General features: G+C 57.7%; 13 protein-coding genes. 5 read left to right on the forward strand and 8 right to left on the reverse strand.

The window, feature by feature from the left end:
• Window positions 1–34: 34 nt before the first annotated feature.
• Window positions 35–2299 carry a 5-methyltetrahydropteroyltriglutamate--homocysteine S-methyltransferase gene (gene metE / locus ABLV54_RS03530; RefSeq protein WP_050534277.1) on the reverse strand — a complete coding sequence of 755 codons (2265 nt, stop codon included), beginning with the start codon at window positions 2297–2299 and terminating at the stop codon, window positions 35–37.
• Between the two features lie 231 nt (window positions 2300–2530).
• On the opposite strand from metE, the gene metR reads away from it, so the two are divergent.
• On the forward strand, window positions 2531–3484 hold the full coding sequence (gene metR, locus ABLV54_RS03535; RefSeq protein ID WP_050534276.1) for an HTH-type transcriptional regulator MetR: 954 nt from the start codon (window positions 2531–2533) through the stop codon (window positions 3482–3484).
• Here the strand turns inward: metR and ABLV54_RS03540 are convergent.
• From ABLV54_RS03540 to pldB, 3 genes are all read right to left on the reverse strand, one after another.
• A complete protein-coding gene (locus tag ABLV54_RS03540) occupies window positions 3372–4271 on the reverse strand; it encodes a carboxylate/amino acid/amine transporter (RefSeq protein ID WP_023291574.1) in 900 nt (299 codons plus the stop codon). The two genes, metR and ABLV54_RS03540, sit on opposite strands and share 113 nt — an antisense overlap.
• Before the next feature lie 88 nt (window positions 4272–4359).
• Entirely contained in the window at window positions 4360–5160 is an 801-nt protein-coding gene (gene yigL, locus ABLV54_RS03545; protein WP_348813631.1) for a sugar/pyridoxal phosphate phosphatase YigL, read from the reverse strand.
• Window positions 5161–5204: 44 nt separating this feature from the next.
• Window positions 5205–6197 (reverse strand): lysophospholipase L2, encoded by a 993-nt coding sequence (gene pldB / locus ABLV54_RS03550; RefSeq protein WP_008807942.1) that lies wholly within the window; start codon window positions 6195–6197, stop codon window positions 5205–5207.
• A gap of 109 nt (window positions 6198–6306) precedes the next feature.
• On the opposite strand from pldB, the gene rhtB reads away from it, so the two are divergent.
• A complete protein-coding gene (rhtB, locus tag ABLV54_RS03555; protein WP_002883411.1) occupies window positions 6307–6927 on the forward strand; it encodes a homoserine/homoserine lactone efflux protein in 621 nt (206 codons plus the stop codon).
• 162 nt (window positions 6928–7089) lie between these two features.
• The gene (locus ABLV54_RS03560) at window positions 7090–8022 is read left to right on the forward strand and encodes an Rpn family recombination-promoting nuclease/putative transposase (RefSeq protein WP_050534275.1); all 933 of its coding nucleotides are present in this window, start codon (window positions 7090–7092) and stop codon (window positions 8020–8022) included.
• A gap of 44 nt (window positions 8023–8066) precedes the next feature.
• Here ABLV54_RS03560 and rhtC read toward each other — a convergent pair whose 3' ends face one another.
• The 3 genes from rhtC to pldA all read right to left on the reverse strand — a co-directional run bounded on the left by rhtC (window position 8067) and on the right by pldA (window position 11503).
• Window positions 8067–8687, reverse strand: coding sequence for a threonine export protein RhtC (gene rhtC / locus ABLV54_RS03565; RefSeq protein ID WP_023291572.1), 621 nt, complete (start codon window positions 8685–8687; stop codon window positions 8067–8069).
• Window positions 8688–8748: 61 nt separating this feature from the next.
• Window positions 8749–10575: an ATP-dependent DNA helicase RecQ gene (recQ, locus tag ABLV54_RS03570; RefSeq protein ID WP_050534274.1), complete on the reverse strand. Its 1827-nt coding sequence runs from the start codon at window positions 10573–10575 to the stop codon at window positions 8749–8751.
• A gap of 67 nt (window positions 10576–10642) precedes the next feature.
• A complete protein-coding gene (pldA, locus tag ABLV54_RS03575) occupies window positions 10643–11503 on the reverse strand; it encodes a phospholipase A (RefSeq protein ID WP_004886777.1) in 861 nt (286 codons plus the stop codon).
• A gap of 152 nt (window positions 11504–11655) precedes the next feature.
• On the opposite strand from pldA, the gene yigI reads away from it, so the two are divergent.
• Both yigI and rarD read left to right on the forward strand, forming a co-directional pair.
• Window positions 11656–12120 carry an acyl-CoA thioesterase YigI gene (yigI, locus tag ABLV54_RS03580; RefSeq protein WP_002883404.1) on the forward strand — a complete coding sequence of 155 codons (465 nt, stop codon included), beginning with the start codon at window positions 11656–11658 and terminating at the stop codon, window positions 12118–12120.
• A 48-nt stretch (window positions 12121–12168) separates the two neighbouring features.
• Entirely contained in the window at window positions 12169–13065 is an 897-nt protein-coding gene (rarD, locus tag ABLV54_RS03585) for an EamA family transporter RarD (protein ID WP_023291570.1), read from the forward strand.
• Between the two features lie 84 nt (window positions 13066–13149).
• Here rarD and corA read toward each other — a convergent pair whose 3' ends face one another.
• Window positions 13150–14100, reverse strand: a complete 951-nt coding sequence (corA, locus tag ABLV54_RS03590) for a magnesium/cobalt transporter CorA (RefSeq protein ID WP_002883400.1) — start codon at window positions 14098–14100, stop codon at window positions 13150–13152.
• Between the last annotated feature and the right edge of the window lie 105 nt (window positions 14101–14205).

Genomic DNA, 14205 nt, shown 5'->3' on the forward strand with positions numbered 1-14205 from the left:
GCAAATGCCTCCTTTTTGATTTTTCGGGTGACGATCAGGCAGATTGACGCAGGTTACGCGCCGCTTGCACCATATTCGCCAGCGCGGCGCGAGTCTCCGGCCAGCCCCGGGTTTTCAGGCCGCAGTCCGGGTTAACCCACAGCCGCTCCGCCGGGATACGCTGCGCGGCTTTTTCCAGCAGCGCTTCGATCCACTCCACGCTCGGTACGTTTGGCGAGTGAATATCATATACCCCCGGCCCGATTTCATTGGGATACTCGAACACTTCGAACGACTCCAGCAGTTCCATGTCGGAACGCGAGGTTTCAATGGTGATCACGTCGGCGTCCAGCGCGGCGATGGAGTCCATGATGTCGTTGAACTCGCAATAGCACATGTGGGTATGGATCTGAGTGTCGTCTTTGGCCACCGCGGCGTTAAGGCGGAAGGCTTCCACACCCCACTGCAGATAGGCATCCCAGTCGCTGCGCTTCAGCGGTAACCCTTCGCGCAAAGCAGGCTCATCAATCTGGATGATGCCGATACCGGCCGCTTCCAGATCCGCCACTTCATCACGCAGGGCCAGCGCAATCTGTTTCGCGATGGTTTCACGGCTGACGTCTTCCCGCGGGAAGGACCAGCACAGAATCGTCACCGGTCCAGTGAGCATCCCTTTCACCGGCTTGTCGGTCAGCGACTGCGCGTACTTCGCCCATTCGACGGTGATCGCCTGTGGACGGCTGACGTCGCCGATCACCACCGGCGGCTTCACGCAGCGGGAGCCATAGCTCTGCACCCAGCCGTTTTGCGTGAAGATGAAACCGTCCAGATGCTCACCGAAGTATTCCACCATATCGTTCCGCTCGGCTTCCCCATGCACCAGTACGTCTAATCCTAACCGCTCCTGCTCGACGATCGCCTGCTTAATATGTTCCGCAATGCCGGTACGATAATGACTGGCGTCCAGATTGCCCTTTTTGAAGTCCAGGCGCAGGCCGCGGATCTCGGTCGTCTGCGGGAATGACCCGATAGTGGTGGTCGGCCACGCCGGCAGGTTAAAGCGTTGACGCTGCGCCTGAGCGCGAACCTCATAGGGGCTGGCGCGCTGGCTGTCCTGAGCGGTGATCGCCGCCAGCCGTTTTTCCACCGCCGGGTTGTGTACGCGCGTCGAATGGCGACGGGCATGGACTGGCGCGCTCCACTCGGTAATCGCCGCGGTATCGCCGCTGTTCAGCGCATCGCGCAGCAGCGCCAGCTCACCGCATTTTTGCAGCGCGAAGGCAAACCAGCTCTTCACTTCCGCATCAAGGCGCGTCTCCACGCTCAGGTCGATCGGGCTGTGCAACAGAGAGCAGGATGTCGCGACCCACAGCTCGCGCTTACCGACGAGGTTTTTAATTTGCGCATATTTTTCGGCGAGATCGGCGCGCCAGACGTTACGCCCGTTGATCAGGCCGGCGGACAGCAGCCAGTCGGCAGGCAGACATTTATGCAGTTCGGCGACATCATCTTTACCGTGGACCAGATCGACGTGCAGCCCCTGGACCGGCAGCGCAGCAATGGTCGCGAGATTGTCGCTAACGCCTTCAAAATAGGTGGTCAGCAGCAGTTTGACCTGGCCCTGCAGGGCGTCATAAGCCGGTTTAAAGGCCTCCAGCCACGCTGGCGGCAGCTCCAGCACCAGCGCCGGTTCATCAATCTGCACCCACTCAATGCCGCGCTTCGCCAGTTCGGCCAGCACCTGCTGATAAACCGGCAAGATGTCATTCAGCAGGCTCAGACGGTCAAACGGTTCGCCTTTCACTTTGCCCAGCCACAGATAGGTCACCGGCCCCAGCAGCACGGGCTTGATCTTGTGGCCCAGCGCCAGCGCTTCGTCCACTTCATCCAGCAGTTGGGTCCAGGTCAGTTTGAACTGCTGGCCCTTCACGAACTCTGGCACCATGTAGTGATAGTTGGTGTTGAACCACTTGGTCATTTCCGCAGCGGCCGCTGGCTCGCCGGTAGGAGCGCGGCCGCGGCCAATGCGGAACAGGGTATCGATATCGACAGAGCCGTCTTTGTTCTGATGACGAGCCGGCACGTTGCCAAGCAGCAGGCTGGTGGTCAGAACATGGTCGTACCAGGCGAAATCGCCCACCGGCAGCAGGTCAATACCGGCCTGCTTCTGCTGCTCCCAGTGACGGGCGCGCAGTTCCCGGCCTACCGCCAGCAGCTCCTCGCGAGTGGCATTGCCCGCCCAGTAGCTCTCTTGCGCTTTTTTCAGCTCGCGGCGCAGGCCAACGCGAGGGAAACCGAGGGTGTGGTTAATAATTGTCATTTTTTGAGCCTCATAATTGCAATCCGAAAGATTTCGGATTTAGGGAAGGCGGCAAACTTGCTCATCCCCAGGAGCTTACTGAAGTCAGTGACTGGGGTGAGGAAGTGCAGCCAACGCACCATAAATTCGAAAGATAAAGGATTTAGCCATCCAGATGTTTACACATCCATAATTGGCAGTTACTGTATATTCCTCAAGCGCAAATTGCTCATGGCGAAATGAAGGACTTTCATGATCGAAATTAAACATCTGAAAACGCTGCAAGCGTTGCGGAACAGCGGTTCACTGGCGGGCGCAGCGGCTGCCCTGCATCAGACCCAGTCCGCCTTGTCTCACCAGTTCAGCGATCTGGAACAGCGCCTTGGCTTTCGTCTCTTTGTGCGTAAGAGCCAGCCGCTGCGTTTTACTCCTCAAGGGGAGATCCTCTTACAGCTGGCCAACCAGGTGCTGCCGCAGATCGCTCGCGCCCTGCAGGACTGTAACGAACCACAACAGACCCGGCTGCGGCTGGCTATCGAATGCCACAGCTGTATTCAGTGGCTCACGCCGGCGCTGGAGAATTTCCGCGCCCGCTGGCCGCACGTGGAAGTCGACTTCCATTCCGGCGTCACCTTCGACCCGCAGCCTGCGCTGCAGCAGGGCGAACTGGATCTGGTCATGACCTCAGATATCCTGCCGCGCAGCGGTCTGCACTACTCGCCAATGTTTGATTATGAGGTGCGCCTGGTGCTGGCGCCTGAGCACCCGTTAGCCATGAAGACGCTGATTACGCCGGAGGATCTGGCCACGGAAACGCTGCTGATTTATCCCGTGCAGCGCGGACGCCTCGACATCTGGCGTCATTTCCTGCAGCCGGCCAGCATCAGTCCCCAGCTGAAAAGCGTCGATAACACGCTGTTGCTGATCCAGATGGTGGCAGCCCGGATGGGTATCGCCGCGCTGCCGCACTGGGTGGTGGAAAGTTTTGAACGCCAGGGTCTGGTGGTGACCAAAACCCTGGGCGAGGGATTATGGAGCCGGCTGTACGCGGCCGTTCGCGATGGCGAACAGCGTCAACCGGTCACCGAAGCGTTTATTCGCTCTGCGCGGAACCACGCGTGCGATCATCTGCCGTTTGTCCGGAGTGCGGAGCGACCCAGCGTCGATGGACCCACAGCGAGGCCAGGATCACCAACGCTCCGCTAATAAAGCTCGGCCAGTGCGGCTGCTCCTGCCAGATGGCAAGGTTAACCAACAGCCCGGCGGGGACATGGACGTTATTCATGATCCCCAGCGTGCCAGCGTCCACCTGAGTGGCGCCATAGTTCCACATAAAGTAGCCCAGCCCGGAAGCCACAACGCCAAGCCACACCAGCACGCTCCACTGCAGCCTGGTGGTCGGCAGCTTCTGTGGGTTGCCCAGCATAAACCATGCCGCCACCGCCACGATAAAGGCCCCGACATAGAACCAGGCAAAGGCATTGTGCTGCGGCATCGGTCGCACCTCCATCAGGCGCTTGTAACCCACCATCCCGATGGCGAAGCAGAGGTTTGACAACTGCACCAGTAACAGCCCGGTCCAGAAATGATCGCTGACTTTGTCGTAACGGATAATCGCCGCCCCCAGCACCGCCAGCGCGGCGCTCAGCAGATAGCCCCAGCGTAGTTTACGTCCGCTGAGCAAATCGTAGATCAGCGTGATATACAACGGGGTAAACACGGTAAACAGCAGGAATTCCGAGACCGTCAGATAGAGATAGGCGCGGAAGGCCAGCAGGTACATGATGCCAAGCTGCATCGCGCCCACCAGCATATAGAGCACGATCGTGCGCGGAGACTGGCCGCGCGTCCGCAGGAAAGGCAGGAACACCAGCGCCGCCAGGCCCACGCGCATCAGCACCGAAAAATAGCTGTCGACGCTACCGGCCAGGTACTCGCCAATCAGGCTGAAAGAAAAGGCCCACAGGATAGTGGTGATAATTAACAGCGCCACAATGGTCGTCTCGTTGGATAAAGAACAGGCATTGTAGCGAAGAGTCAGGTTGACAACTGGACAGTTATTCGCCAGCCGTCAATCTTTGTCAGCCGAGGTACAGCTTACGCAGATAGTGCGGGACCGCATCGTCGGCGTTGCTGCCGATCACTTCCAGCTCCGGATGCAGATCCTTCAGCCGTTGATGGGCGTTGGCCATAATGCAGCCTTTACCGGCCATCGACAGCATCTCGGCGTCGTTCATGCCGTCGCCGAAAGCGATGCAATCGGACAGACTGTAGCCGAGCATTTTCGCCACCGCCTCCAGCGCATGCCCCTTCGATACCCCGCCCGCCATTACCTCCAGGCAGGTTAAGGTGGAGAAGCTGACGTTCACGCGATCGCCCCAGCGGGCGTTCATCGCCTGCTCAAGCGGCAGTAAATGTTCGTGATCCTCACAGGTAAAGAACACCTTGCTGATCCCCTGCGGATCCAGTTCGCCCGGCTCATACAGCTTGTAGTTAAACACCGCCTCTTTGAAAAAGCGCATCTCTTCCGGGCGATGGCGGTTCATATACCACTCATCTTCCCGATAGACGTTAGTGACGATTTTCGGGTCGTTGCGCACGATTTCAAACAGGTCGGCGGCAATATCGCGGTCGAGGTTATGGGCGAAAATTTGCTGGCCATCGCTATCGTGAACGCGGGCGCCGTTAGAGGTGATCATGTACGACCGGATGCCGAGATTATCGCGGATCTGCCCGACGTCGATGTAGTGTCGGCCGGTGGCGAAGACGAAATTGATCCCACGGGCGGTAAGCAGCTTCAGCGTCTCTTTGGCATACGGGGTCAGGAAATGATCGGGGGAAAGCAGCGTGCCGTCTAAATCAGACGCAACAACCTGGTACATAAAAAAGTTAACCTCTAAGCAGGGCGACGAGCGTTATCGTCGGATTAAGTATGTCGATTGAAAAACTCGACGATGGCATTGAGCGCGACTGAGCGCATAGCGTCCTTTTCAAAAAGGATCTCATGGTATGCCCCTTCAATGACGAGCGGCTTTCCGCCCTCACAGGGATGGCCGGCGGCGGCCCGTAATTCACAATAGCGGTCGTGCATCAGATTATCGACCACCCGCTCCTCTTCCGCCTGCAGCAGCAGCGTCGGGGCCGTATCTTTCTCCACATTCGCCAGCACTTCGTCACCGGCCAGCATGCCTTCGCGCACCCAGTGCCAGGTCGGGCCGCCGACCTGCAGTCGCGGCTCGTCGGCATAGAAGCGCAGGTTACGACGATAGCGTTGTCGACTGTGCGTCAGCACGTTAACGGCAAAAGGCAGCGCCCGCCAGCGTCCGGTGCCGATGGCATACTCTTCGCGAATGCGCTGATGGCCCTCAGCCCAGTCGAGAATATGCCGCACCATCCAGTCCGGCAGCCGAATGATAATCCCGAACATCGGCGCGCAGAGCGCAATGGCATCGCAATGCGCCTGGTAGCGTTGCAGAAAAAGCGTGGCAATCGCCCCGCCCATAGAGTGAGCGAGGATAAACCGTTTTCGCCAGTGGCCCGGGACCACCTGCTGCTGCCAGAGCGCAGCCAGGTCATCAACATAATCGCTGAAGTTAACCACGTGCCCGCGGTGGGTATCAGAGAGCAGACGACCCGAGCGTCCCTGGCCGCGATGATCAATGATCATTACGTCAAAGCCGCTGTGAAAGAGATCGTAGGCCACTTCAGCATACTTCACGTAGCTTTCGATGCGCCCGGGGCAAATCAGCACCAGCCGATCGTTATTTTGCGCGCAAAAGCGAACAAAGCGTACCGGTACATCATCGACGCCTTTAAATTCAGCCTCTTCGCGCTGTCGCCAGAAATCCGTCAGCGGCCCCATGCTAAAGGCCGCAAACGCGTTTTCTCGTGTTTCCCAGTCCTTTTTCTGCCCAAACATCGGGTTTACACCCCTGTTAACCGCTGAAAATCGTTTTTTTGCCGTGTATCACACAATGCTGACACAATAGCGTATTGTGGCATAAAAACAGACAATCAGGGAGTTTCTCATGACCATTGAGTGGTGGTTCGCCTACCTGCTGACATCAATCATTCTCAGCCTGTCCCCGGGTTCCGGAGCGATTAATACCATGACCACCTCCATTAACCACGGTTACCGCGGCGCGGCGGCGTCGATTGCCGGTTTGCAGACCGGGCTGGCCATTCATATCGTGCTGGTCGGCGTCGGCCTCGGCACTCTCTTCTCTCGCTCGGTGCTGGCCTTTGAGGTGCTGAAATGGGCCGGCGCAGCCTACCTGATCTGGCTGGGTATCCAGCAATGGCGCGCGGCAGGGGCCATCGACCTGAATACGCTGGCGAAGGCGCAGACCCGCGGCAAACTGTTCCAGCGGGCGGTGTTCGTGAATCTCACCAATCCTAAAAGCATCGTTTTTCTGGCCGCCCTGTTTCCACAGTTTATCCTGCCCCACCAGCCCCAGGTGATGCAGTATCTCGTTCTGGGCGTCACCACCATCGTCGTCGATATCATTGTGATGATTGGCTATGCAACCCTCGCACAGCGCATTTCAGCATGGATTAAGGGGCCAAAGCAGATGAAGGCGCTGAACAAAGTCTTTGGTTCACTGTTTATGCTGGTTGGGGCGCTGCTCGCCTCCGCCCGTCACGCCTGAATGATGGAATCTCGCTCGCAAAGAGAGGTTCGCCTGGCGGGCGAAGCCATCTCTCTGCGCGAGCCGGCGCGCAAAGCGGGAAATTAATCTTTTTGCCCGCTGTCGACGCTGAGCCCGCCGTGCCAGGATGCCGCCAGAGACGTGATTCACGGATGAACGGCGATGGCAGAAACGGCGACCCCACATGATGCGGTATTTAAAACTTTTCTGTCGCGGGCTGAGACAGCGCGCGATTTTATCGAGATCCACCTGCCACCGTCGTTAACAGCGATCTGCAAACTGGATACCCTGCGTCTGGAATCCGGCAGCTTTCTTGAAGACGATCTCAGGCCCTACTACAGCGATATTCTCTATTCGCTGGAAACCACCCGCGGTAAAGGGTATGTCCATGTTCTGATCGAGCACCAGAGCGCCCCCGATAAACTGATGGCCTTTCGCTTAATGCGCTATGCCATCGCCGCCATGCAGCGCCATCTGGAGAGCGGCCATAAAACGCTGCCTCTGGTTATTCCGGTCCTCTTCTATCAGGGACGACGCAGCCCCTATCCCTGGTCTATGAGCTGGCTGGATAATTTCGCCGATCCCGAGACCGCCCGCCAGCTCTATAGCGGGGCGTTTCCGCTGGTCGATATCACGGTGATCCCCGACGACGACATTATGCAGCACCGCAGCATGGCGGCCCTGACGCTGGTGCAAAAACACATCCGCCAGCGCGACATGGCGCAATTGCTGGATAAGTTGACCCAACTCTTAATGCTGGAGCAGATGAGCGGACAACAAATCACCGTATTGGTAAACTATATGGCTCAGGCAGGGGATGCCGAGGATACTCGGGCACTCTTATACGGGCTGGCACAGCGCGTGCCGCAGCATGGAGGATTACTGATGACGCTGGCGGAAACATGGCTCGCAGAAGGTATGGAAAAAGGCATCAGGAAAGGCGTACAGCAAGGCATAAAGGAAGGTATAAAGGAAGGCAAACATCAGGCCTTGCTGCAGGTTGCCGAAGCGATGCGCAAACGCGGGATCGATGACGAAGCGATTATGGAAATGACCGGTCTGTCTGAAGACGAGCTGCAGCGGCTTCGCTATTGACACTTTCTCCACCCGGATATAGCCGGGTGGAGCATCGCGCCAGGTTAACGCGAGATAATCAGATGGATGCCGAAGCCCGCAAACAGCGTGCCGGCGATACCGTCGATCCACTTCGCCATCCGCTGATAGCCGCGGCGCATCCCCGGCAGGGCGAACAGGCTGGCAACCACCAAAAACCAGGCCAGCGTCTCCATGATAATCAGCAGAAAAATGCCCCAGCGCGCGCCGGCGCCAACGCTGTCACCGACGAACAGCGAGAACACCGAGCCGAAGTAGATAATCGCTTTCGGGTTCGCCAGATTGGTCAGCAATCCCTTCAGGAAGCTGCGTCCGCTGCGGGCCAGTTCAACCTGCGGTTCTGCCGGGGACACCGCCTCTTTTTTCAACGCGCCGCGCAACATCTGATAGCCCATCCAGCACAGGTACAAGCCACCGCCGATCATAATGATGTTGTGCAGCCATGCCATTCTGGCGAGGATCAGGTTCAGGCCGAGCAGCGCAACCCCCGCCCAGATCATCACGCCGCAGGTGATCCCCAGCACTCCCATCACCGCCTCTCTGCGCGAGCGGCTGATGGCCGTTTGTGAGACAAAGAAAAAATCCGGCCCCGGGCTCATTAGCGCAATGATATGCACCAGCGCCACGGTGAGGAAAAGCATCAGCATAGTTAACTCGCAGGAAAATAATGAAGAGGATAACTATTCTGGCACTTTTATAGCCAGCTGACTACTCATCGTCGCCATCGACATGCGACCGGATCAGCGCCATAAACGGCTTGCCGAAACGCTCGAGTTTACGTGTCCCTACGCCGTTAACGCTGAGCATTTCGCCAGCGGTTAGCGGCGACTGCTCCGCCATCTCAATCAGCGTCGCGTCGTTGAAGACCACGTACGGGGGAATGTTTTCTTCATCGGCAATCGCTTTACGTAACTTGCGCAGCTTGGCAAACAGCTTACGATCGTAATTACCGCCGAAGGATTTCTGCATCGCCTTCGGCTTCAGCGCCACAATACGCGGTACGGCAAGCTGCAGCGGAACGTCGCCGCGCAGCACCGGGCGTGCGGCTTCGGTCAGCTGCAGCGCGGAGTGCTGGGCGATATTCTGCGTCACCAGCCCAAGGTGAATCAGTTGGCGGATCACGCTCACCCAGTGCTCGTGACTCTGTTCCCGGCCGATACCGTATACCGGGAGCTTATCGTGGCCCATCTCGCGGATGCGCTGATTGTTGGCGCCACGCAGGACTTCCACCACGTAACCCATCCCGAAGCGCTGGTTAACTCGATAAATAGTGGAGAGCGCCTTGCGGGCGTCCATTAAGCCATCGTACTGCTTCGGCGGATCAAGACAGATATCGCAGTTACCGCACGGCTCCTGGCGTCCTTCGCCAAAGTAGTTCAGCAGCACCAGACGACGACAGGTCTGGGCTTCAGCAAACGCCCCCATCGCGTTCAGCTTATGCCGTTCGATATCCTGCAGCGGTCCGGCGGGCTTCTCTTCCAGACAGCGGCGCAGCCACGCCATGTCCGCCGGATCGTAAAACAGCATCGCTTCCGCCGGCAGGCCGTCACGCCCGGCGCGGCCGGTCTCCTGATAGTAGGATTCAATATTGCGCGGGATATCAAAATGCACCACAAAGCGGACGTTCGGCTTGTTGATGCCCATCCCAAAGGCCACTGTCGCCACCACAATCTGCAGATCGTCGCGCTGGAATTTCTCCTGCACGTCGGCGCGCACGTCGTTTTCCAGGCCGGCATGGTAAGCCGCCGCGCTGATGCCGCGGCTCTGCAGGCGCGCGGCGGTATCTTCCACTTTCGAACGGCTGTTGCAGTAGATAATGCCCGATTTGCCTCGCTGATCCTGGACGTAGCGCATCAGCTGGTCGAGCGGCTTGAATTTCTCCATCAGCATATAGCGGATGTTCGGCCGGTCGAAGCTGCTGACCTGAATCAGCGGATCGTTAAGTCCCAGCAGACGGACGATATCGCGGCGGGTGGTGTCATCGGCGGTGGCGGTCAACGCCATAAACGGGATCTGCGTCATCCGCTGACGCAGCTGGCCCAGCGCGGCATATTCCGGGCGGAAGTCATGGCCCCACTGAGAGATGCAGTGCGCTTCGTCCACCGCCAGCATCGCCAGATTCCAGTTCGCCAGATGCTCAAGGAAGTTGTCGAGCATCAACCGTTCCGGGGCGATATACAGCAGACGAACCTGCCCGTTGCGGCAGCCGGCCATCACGTCCTGCTGCTGTTCGCGGCTCTGCGTCGAGTTCAGACAGGCCGCCGCCACGCCGTTGGCCAGCAGCTGATCGACCTGATCTTTCATCAGCGAGATCAGCGGCGAGACCACGACCGTCAGGCCGCCCATGACCAGCGCCGGTACCTGATAACACAGCGACTTGCCGCCACCGGTCGGCATAACCACCAGGCAGTCACGGCCCTCGAGCGCCGTCTCGATAATCGTCTCCTGGCCAGGACGGAACTGCTGGTAGCCGAAGGTCTCTTGTAAAACCTGCTTAGCCAGCGATTCCTGATTTAATACTTCCGCCTGTGCCACGTTGACCCCATTTGCCTGAAAAGAAAACAGGCGCTATTTTCAGCGCCTGCGAGCCAGAGTGCAACGATTAAAACAGATCGTTAAGCATTAGCCCGACGCCGACGCGCGTTTGATTAAAGTTGTAGTCGATAAGCGATTCGCCGTAGCCGCTGTAGATCTGGGTGTAAGCGCGAACATGTTTGGTGATGGGATAGCTCACCCCAAGTTCCGCCCCGCCGTAGCCAGTATTCCAGTTGTATTGCCCCTGCGCGCTGAGGATCGCCTCGCCCAGCTGGTAACCCACCTTCAGGCGGTAATAGCCCATATATTTGGTGATATCCGGGTTATCATCGGTGCTGCCCACCACATACCAGGGTTTCACTTCCACCAGCCAGTTGCCATTTTGCGCCATCAGGCGGGCATAAAGCCGGTTCCAGCTGCGCGAGGTGGGATCGGAACGGCCATTCGAGTCGTGGTTATATCCCATTTCGATATCGCGCAACGTCCAGCCGGCAAACTGATAGTCGGTCGCAAAGCCAAGAAACAGCTGGGGTTCGTAGTTGGTTTCGCGAAACGGCGCCGACTCTTTGCTGTTGGAGAGCTGCCACCAGGATTTCTGGGTATAGGACGCGCCGAGCAGCGAATTATCCCCCAGGATGCCGCGCCACAGCGGGAAGGCGAGGCTCAGCTGAAACTTCACTTCATCTTTACGGGCATTTTCGGCCCAGTCATAGCTGCGAATCGCCTCTTTATTGAGATCGCTGGTCCACGTGTAGAGCAGATAGTTGCTTTCATAAGGGTAGAGCAGAAAAGGATTATCATGATCCTGTAGCAGGTTGGCGATAATACTGCCGCGCACTGCTGGTTTGTCGTGTACCGACGCATCCTGCGCCATAACACCAGCCGGTAGCGCGCACAGCGCCGCCAGGCAGGCCAAAGAGATACGCATGCTGGTCTCCTGATAAATAGTTTTTATTTTTGTTTAACCTGAAGACATTCTACCTGTTTATTAATCCCCTGCCCCCTAATCCACTCCGAAAGTGGAAATCAATATTTTAGAAGCATAAAATCAACATTTTATTAACGAATGGAACCGGTGTTATGTCCGAACTTACTGCCGAAGCAGCTCTGAAACTGGTGGGGGAGATTTTCGTCTATCACATGCCGTTTAACCGCGCCCTCGGCCTCGAACTGGAGCGCTATGAAAAAGCGTTTGCCCAGCTCAGCTTTAATAATCAGCCGATGATGGTCGGCAACTGGGCGCAAAGCATTCTGCATGGCGGAGTGATCGCCTCCGCGCTGGACGTCGCCGCAGGGCTGGTCTGCGTTGGCAGCACCCTTACCCGCCATGACACTATCAACGAAGAAGAGCTGCGCCAGCGGCTTTCCCGCATGGGAACCATCGACCTGCGCGTGGACTACCTGCGTCCGGGCCGCGGCGAACGTTTTACCGCGACCAGCACCCTGCTGCGCGCCGGCAATAAAGTGGCGGTAGCCCGTGTGGAACTGCATAACGAAGCGCAGGTATATATTGCCAGCGCAACAGCGACCTATATGGTGGGTTGATTGGCCAAAATCGAGTAACATCACTCTCTTTGGCAATGGATTTTACCGATGGATGCGAAACAGACGCGGTTGGGGATTATTCTGGCCCTCGCCGCCTACTTTATCTGGGGTATCGCGCCGGCGTACTTCAAACTTATCTACTATGTTCCCGCCGATGAAATTCTGACCCATCGCGTGATCTGGTCTTTCTTCTTCATGGTGGCGCTCATCAGCGTCAGCCGCCAGTGGCCGCAGGTGAAAAAGCTGCTGAAGACGCCGCGCAAGATCTTCCTGCTGGCGCTCTCTGCAGTGCTGGTCGGCGGCAACTGGCTGCTGTTCATCTGGGCGGTGAATAACCACCATATGCTGGAAGCCAGTCTCGGCTACTTTATCAACCCGCTGGTGAACATTCTGTTAGGGATGATTTTCCTTGGCGAACGTTTCCGTCGCCTGCAGTGGCTGGCGATGATCCTCGCCTTTTGCGGCGTGCTGGTGCAGCTCTGGACCTTTGGTTCGCTGCCGATTATCGGCCTTGGGCTGGCCTTCAGCTTTGCCTTTTATGGTCTGGTGCGCAAGAAAATCGCTGTCGATGCGCAGACCGGCATGCTGGTGGAAACGCTGTGGCTGTTGCCGGTGGCGGCGATTTGGCTGTTCGGCATCACCGACAGCCCCACCAGCCATATGGGGCAGAACCCCTGGTCGCTCAATCTGCTGCTGATGGCGGCGGGCGTGGTGACCACCATCCCTCTGCTGTGCTTCACCGGGGCGGCAACGCGTCTGCGGCTCTCCACGCTGGGCTTTTTCCAGTACATCGGCCCAACGCTGATGTTCCTGCTGGCGGTGACGTTCTACGGCGAAGTGCCGGGCAAGGATAAAATGGTCACCTTTGGCTTTATCTGGGTGGCGCTGGCGATATTCGTGATGGATGCGGTGTATACGCAAAGACGGGGGCGTCGGAGCCAGTAGATTGCCGGATAGCGTCTATGCCCTATCCGGCTTACAAAAGTCCAGCACCCAGGCCGGATAAGCGAAGCGCATCCGGCACAACAACTACAGCCAGTTTTTACGCTTGAAGTAGAGATACGGCGCCAGGCCGGCCAGCATCATAAAGACGATCGCCCCCGGGTAGCCGAAGCTCCAGTGCAGCTCCGGCATAAATTCAAAGTTCATTCCGTAGCTGGAGGCCACCAGAGTTGGCGGCAGGAACACCACCGACACCACCGAGAAGATCTTAATGATGCGGTTCTGTTCGATATTGATAAAGCCCATCGCCGCCTGCATCAGGAAGTTCACCTTCTGGAACAGCGATTCGTTGTGCGGCAGCAGGGATTCGATATCGCGCAGGATCTCCCGCGCCTGCTCCAGCTGGCCCGCCGGCAGGCGCGCCTTACGTACGAGGAAGTTCAGCGCGCGCTGGGTATCCATCAAACAGAGGCGGACCTTCCAGCCGATATCTTCCAGTTCCGCCAGCGTCGACAGCGCTTCGTCGTACTCATCGCCCTGGTGGCCTTCCATAATCACGCGGCTCAGCTTTTCCAGGTCGCTGTAGATGTTTTCTATCTCATCCGCCAGCTGTTCGATTTTGGTCTCGAACAGATCTAACAACAGCTCGTAAGCGTTGCCGTCCACCAGCGTCTGGTTACGCACGCGCATGCGGTAGAGGCGAAAAGCCGGCAGTTCACGCTCGCGCAGCGTAAACAGGCGCCCTTCGCGGATAGTAAACGCCACGGTAGAGTTACCCGCGTGATCGTCGGCATCTTCGAAAAAGAAGAAGGAGTGGATATGTAACCCGTCTTCATCTTCAAAGAAACGTGCGGAGGCTTCGATATCTTCCAGTTCCGGGCGCGTCGCCAGGTTCTGACCCAGTTCCGTCTGCACGCGGCTTCGCTCGTCATCGTCAGGCTCGACCAGATCGACCCACACCGAGCTGGCGAGGTGCTTGATCTCATCGGCTTCCAGGCGCGTTAAACGATTGTTTTCCAGTTGAAATGCGCTCAGCATGACCGGGACTCCCAATGCAAAAAAATTATCGGACAGTTCGGTGGGCACACAGAAACAAATTGGGTTTCAGACCACTAAGCCTGACTCAGCGCGACGGGAATGGGG

It is taken from the genome of Klebsiella sp. JB_Kp042, from assembly GCF_040065275.1.
Taxonomy (GTDB): domain Bacteria; phylum Pseudomonadota; class Gammaproteobacteria; order Enterobacterales; family Enterobacteriaceae; genus Klebsiella; species Klebsiella quasipneumoniae.